This window comes from Cellulomonas olei (assembly GCF_039548315.1).
In the GTDB taxonomy this organism is placed as follows: Bacteria; Actinomycetota; Actinomycetes; order Actinomycetales; family Cellulomonadaceae; genus Cellulomonas.
The window spans coordinates 1-5,148 of record NZ_JBCLVN010000019.1 but is presented as its reverse complement, the minus strand read 5'-3'; the positions used below and the strand labels follow the sequence as shown (position 1 = coordinate 5,148).

Genomic DNA, 5,148 nt, shown 5'->3' with positions numbered 1-5,148 from the left:
GGGGTGGCCGCCGGCCCCTCGGCCGCAGGTGCCCCGGCGCCTGGCGCTACCCCCGCGGGTGCCGTGCCGCCCCGACCCGACCGCGCCGCCCGCTGGGCCGACCGGCCCGCACCCGTCGCCCCGGCGCAGGGGAGCCGCCCCGGGAGCGGACCCGCGGGGCAGGAGCGCGCGTGGGTGCCGTCCGGCGGCGTCGCGCCGGCTGCACCCCCGACGGCCGTCACCCCCGCCGCACCGGTCTCCGGCGCGCCGCAGGGTCCCGGGCAGCCCGGGTCCCGGACGTCTGCACCCGATGCCGCGGCGGGGAGCCGGCCGGGACCCCGGTCGTGGTCGCCCGCCCCGCAGCCCGGCGCGCCGTCCGCGTCCGGGGCGCCGGTTGCCGGGACGCGTCCGGCGAGCCCCGCCGGCCCTGCGGTCACGGGCGCCGCCGCTCCGCCGTCCGCAGGTGCCGCGCCCGGCGCACCGGCTCCGGCCCCGTCGCCGTGGGCGTCGCTCCCTCCCGCCGCCGCGAGCCCCGCCCCGGCCGCGGAGCAGGCGTCGGACGAGGACGACGTCCCGGTACCGCAGTGGCAGAGCCTGCTCAAGGCGATGGCTCCCGCGCCGGTCCCCGAGGCCGAGCAGACCGACCCGACCGGCACCCTGGTGCCCGCGTCGGCCGCCGAGGACGTCGACGACGAGCCGGAGCAGCCCGAGCGCCTGCGCCGGCCGCTGCCGTTCACGTGGCTGCAGTGGATCATCCTGGCGGTCGTGGCGTTCGTGCTCGGCTTCCTCATCATCTTCGTCGCCAACACGGCGTCGGACAGCGCCACGGCCGCCGGGCCGTCGGTCCCCGCCGTCGCGCTCGCGGCCACCAGCGCCGCACCCTGACCTGCCCCACCCCATCGAACCGAGGAGTGCCGTGCCGGCATCCGACCGCGCCGTCGAGCTCACCGTCGCAGCAGCCCGTGCTGCCGCCGACCTCAAGGCCCAGGAGATCATCGCCCTCGACGTGAGCGGCCAGCTCGTGCTGACCGACGCGTTCGTCATCGCGTCGGGCACCAACGAGCGGCAGGTCGGCGCGATCGTCGACGCCGTCGAGGAGTCCCTGCACAAGCTCGGCGCGAAGCCGCTGCGCCGCGAGGGCAAGCAGGAGGGCCGCTGGGTCCTCATCGACTTCGGCGACGTCGTCGTGCACGTGCAGCACGCCGAGGACCGCGTCTACTACGCGCTCGAGCGGCTCTGGAAGGACTGCCCGGTCATCGAGCTCCCGTCGGACGTGCACGGGACGCCCGAGGGAGCCGAGGCGGGGGAGTGACCGCCGGGCGCGTCGTCCTCTGGCGCCACGGCCGCACCGCCCACAACGCGAGCGCGCGGCTGCAGGGCCAGTCCGACATCCCGCTGGACGACGTCGGCCGGTGGCAGGCGGAGACCGCCGCGGCGGCGCTCGCGAGCCGGTACGCCCCGACCCGCATCGTGTCGTCCGACCTCGGGCGCGCGCGGGAGACGGCGCAGGCGCTCGCCGACCGCACGGGCCTGCCCGTGCACACCGACACGCGGGTGCGTGAGCGGTCCTTCGGGGAGTGGGAGGGCATGACGTCCGCGGAGATCGCGGAGCGCTGGCCCGAGCAGCACGCCGCGTGGGTGTCGGGCCGCGAGCCGGAGCGGGTCGGCGCGGAGACGCGCGTGGACGTGCTCGCCCGCATGGTCGAGGGCGTCACGGAGCTGGCCGGCGCGCTGGAGCGAGACGACACGCTCGTCGTCGTCTCGCACGGCGCGGCGATCACCCTCGGCGTCGTGGGGATGCTCGGGCTGCCTCCGACGTGGAAGGGCATCTCCGGCATGTCGAACGCCCACTGGACGGAGCTGCGGCCCGGGCGCCCCGGGTCCGGCCTGGCGTGGCGCCTGGAGGCCCTGAACGTCGGCCCGGTGCACGCGTCGTCGGACTGGAACGCCGGCCCCGACCGCCCCGCGCCGACGATGGACGAAGAGGTGCGAGACCCCGCGTGACCTGCCGATTCGCGTCCGGGCGAGGCGTCGAGTAGAGTTCAGGTCGCCCGCTCAGCGGGTGGTGTGACGGTCTACGGGCCTGATCACGGGGCTGTGGCGCAGCTGGTAGCGCACCTGCATGGCATGCAGGGGGTCAGGGGTTCGAGTCCCCTCAGCTCCACCGACGTAGCAGGTCAGAGGCCACGCCGGCATCCTGGAGACAGGGCCCGGACGTGGCCTCTTGGCATGTGATGACACGTGAGGACCGCGACGTGCCGTCGTGCACTGCGACCTCGATCGGCGTGGTCCCGGGGCGCGCGGAGGTGCCCAGGAGCACCTCGCGGATGTCACCGATCCCGTCGTCCGGCGTCGGCCGGGCCCCCTTCAGGCCGACCGACGCCCGACGTCAGGCCCTTCCGTGCGCCAGCATCCAGTCGGTCACGTCAGGCGCGAACGCGTCCGACCACGTCGGGCCGTGCTTGCCGCCCACGATCGTCCAGAGACCGACCTCGGTGCCCTGGGAGCAGGACCAGCTGCTCGTCACGGTCTCGGGGCCGGGGAGCGTCGAGTCGTAGTCCGCGGTGCCCTGGGTCGCGCTGTCCTCGCACTCGTCGATCGCTCGCCAGTCCGCGACCGTCTGCTCAGCCCCCGGATAAGGATCCCCCGGGCCGACACTGCCGCCCGTGTAGCTGATGACCTCGTCGGTGTCGGCCTGCACCTGCAGGACGCTGACGGGCTGGCCCGGGGCGCACGCCGACGGGTCGACGTCGTTCTCTCCGGCGACCGACACGGCCGCAGCGATCAGGTCGGGGTGGTGGCACGCCATGCGCAGCGCCATGAACGCGCCGTTCGAGTGGCCGATGACGAAGACCCGCTTCGCGTCCACCGCGTACTGCGCCTGGATCGTCTCGATGACGCTGGTCAGGAAGCCGTCGTCGTCCGGGTCGACACCGTCGAAGGAGCAGCAGGCGCCTGTCGCGTTCCAGTACTGCTTGCCCGCCCTGTCGACGAGGCCCTCCGGGTAGGCGAGCAGGTAGCCCTTCGCCTCCGACTGGTCCCGCAGGCCGAGGTAGGTGGCCGTGCTCTCTCCGACCTCCGAGTAGCCGTGCAGCGACACGACCAGGGGCGCAGGTTCGGCGGCGTCATAGCCGGAGGGGACGTCGAGGGTGAACGTGCGGTCGTCGAGGTCGATGGTGCCCGAGCCACCCGGTGCGACCAGGGTGGGCGTCGGCGTCGGCGCAGCGGCGTCCGAGCCGCCGGTGCACGCAGCCAGCACGAGCAGCAGGGCAGCGGCCCATGCACCGGTCTTCCGCGCGGACGTCATCGTCATGGGCGGATGATTGCGCAGGTCAGAGCGATTGAGCAAATGGCTCCTGCGTCGATTCCTGCGCGGTGACCGACCAGACGGGCGAAGGAATTCGCCCCGGGTTCCAGGGGACACTCCGTCCCCGGAGGGTGGGCATCATGGCTGCGCCGAGGACGCACCTGGACGCGCCGGGTGTGCGCGCATTCAGGCTCGTTGAACGCGAAGAGAGCCCCGATGACGCCCGGCGGCGTCCCGGCGGACAGGGGACCAGGTCGGGTGCGGAGGGCGCGCAGGGTATCGAGCGTCAGGGCGGAGATCTCGCACGGGAGGAACCTGATTCCCCACTGATCGTCGGTCTCGGCGTTCACTCGAACGGGGTGGCGTGGGGACCAGGAACGGCAGGACCAGCCCGACCGGCCGGCGTCGCCTCGTGATCCGCGGGCGGGTGTCCGGGGTGGGACACCCGTGCGCGTCCCGGAGCTCGCCCCTACCCTCGGGGCCGTGACCCGACCCGTCCGCGCCGCCGTCGCGCTGTCCGCCGTCCTGCTGCTCGCGTCCTGCGGTGGGGGAACCGCGTCGCCGGAGCCGGGCGCCTCGACCGCCTCCCCGTCGTCGCCCCCCGCAGCCCCGAGCAGTGCGCCGCCGGCCGCAGCGGCCCCCGGCGTCGTGGCCCCGTCGGAGTGCGACGACGTCGACCTCTCACCCGGCGCCGCCGTGCCGGGCGATGTGCTCGCGGCGTGCGTGGTCGCGTTCTCGACCGCCGCGGGGACCGGGCACGAGCACCTGGAGTCCGGGTCGGACTCGGCGGAGGTCGACTTCGTCTACGGCGAGCGGCCCGAGATGGCGGGGACGATGACGACCAGCGAGGGCCCGCGGCAGTTCGTGCTCACGCAGGACGAGGCGTGGGTCACGTTCGACGGCGTCTGGGTCCGCGGGGACCTGACCAGCAGCGACCCGCAGGCCCTGCTCGCCGCGACGGTCGGGGAGGCGTACCGCGCCGCCGCGGACCCGTCCATGACCGCGGCCATGATCGGCTCGGTCGGCTGGGAGGTGCAGCCCGACCAGGACGTCCTCACCCAGGAGGACGGCACCGGGCTGCACGCCTGGCGGCTGGAGGCGACCGAGCCGTTCGACGCGCTCGGCGCCCGGGTCGTCGAGATGGTCGTCTGGCTGGGGTCGGACCACACGGTCGCGGGCAACCAGGCGACGGTCGACGTCGGCGGCATCCAGACGACGACGGTGCAGCGGTACAGCCGCTGGGGTCTCCCGGTGACGATCGAGCCGCCCCGCCCCTGACGGGCCCCGCGCGCCCGGCCCTCGCCCTGTCTCACTCGTCCCGCGCGCCCCCGATCGAGCCCGCGCGCCCCGGACTCTCGCCCCTTCCGCGCTGCCCTCGCACGTCCGCGCGGCGTCGTCGAGAGACCAGGACACGCCCGGGATGAGCACGCGCACGCGGCGTGTCCTGGACTCTCGGCGCGGGGGCGCGGGGGCGCGGGGGCGCGAGTGCGGAGTGCGGGTGGTGGGCGCGCGCGTGAGTGCGCGCGTCCGTGCTGGCCTCGCACGCCCGCGGGGCATCACCGAGAGTCCAGGACATGCCCGGGACGAGCGTGCACACACGGCGTGTCCTGGACTCTCGGCGCGGGGGCGCGGGGGCGCGGGGGCGCGAGGGCGGAGTGCGGGTGGTGGGCGCGCGCTTGAGTGCGCGCGTCCGTGCGGGCGTCGCACGCCCGCGGGGCATCACCGAGAGTTCAGGACATGCCCGGGACGAGCGTGCACACACGGCGTGTCCTGGACTCTCGGCGCGGGGGTACGGGTGCGAGTGCGGGTGGTGGGCACGGGTGCGGGGCTGGGTGAGGTGCGCGGGGGTGGGTGCGGGGTGC

Annotated in this window: 5 protein-coding genes and 1 tRNA gene; 5 read left to right on the top strand and 1 reads right to left on the bottom strand. The window is 75.2% G+C overall.

Translation table 11 applies throughout. The annotated features are described in order from the left end of the window. Positions 1-585 precede the first annotated feature (585 nt). The 4 genes from AAHH18_RS07890 to AAHH18_RS07875 all read left to right on the top strand — a co-directional run bounded on the left by AAHH18_RS07890 (position 586) and on the right by AAHH18_RS07875 (position 2,143). Positions 586-864 (top strand): hypothetical protein, encoded by a 279-nt coding sequence (locus AAHH18_RS07890; RefSeq protein WP_343301226.1) that lies wholly within the window; start codon positions 586-588, stop codon positions 862-864. Between the two features lie 31 nt (positions 865-895). Continuing rightward, the gene (gene rsfS / locus AAHH18_RS07885) at positions 896-1,291 is read left to right on the top strand and encodes a ribosome silencing factor (protein ID WP_343301225.1); all 396 of its coding nucleotides are present in this window, start codon (positions 896-898) and stop codon (positions 1,289-1,291) included. After that, the gene (locus tag AAHH18_RS07880; RefSeq protein ID WP_343301224.1) at positions 1,288-1,983 is read left to right on the top strand and encodes a histidine phosphatase family protein; all 696 of its coding nucleotides are present in this window, start codon (positions 1,288-1,290) and stop codon (positions 1,981-1,983) included. Before rsfS ends, AAHH18_RS07880 begins: the two co-directional genes overlap by 4 nt. Positions 1,984-2,070: 87 nt before the next feature. After that, positions 2,071-2,143 (top strand) — tRNA-Ala (locus tag AAHH18_RS07875). A gap of 225 nt (positions 2,144-2,368) precedes the next feature. On the opposite strand, the gene AAHH18_RS07870 is transcribed toward AAHH18_RS07875, so the two are convergent. After that, positions 2,369-3,292: a CE1 family esterase gene (locus AAHH18_RS07870; protein ID WP_343301223.1), complete on the bottom strand. Its 924-nt coding sequence runs from the start codon at positions 3,290-3,292 to the stop codon at positions 2,369-2,371. Between the two features lie 477 nt (positions 3,293-3,769). On the opposite strand from AAHH18_RS07870, the gene AAHH18_RS07865 reads away from it, so the two are divergent. After that, positions 3,770-4,564, top strand: coding sequence for a hypothetical protein (locus AAHH18_RS07865; protein ID WP_283320898.1), 795 nt, complete (start codon positions 3,770-3,772; stop codon positions 4,562-4,564). Positions 4,565-5,148: the final 584 nt, after the last annotated feature.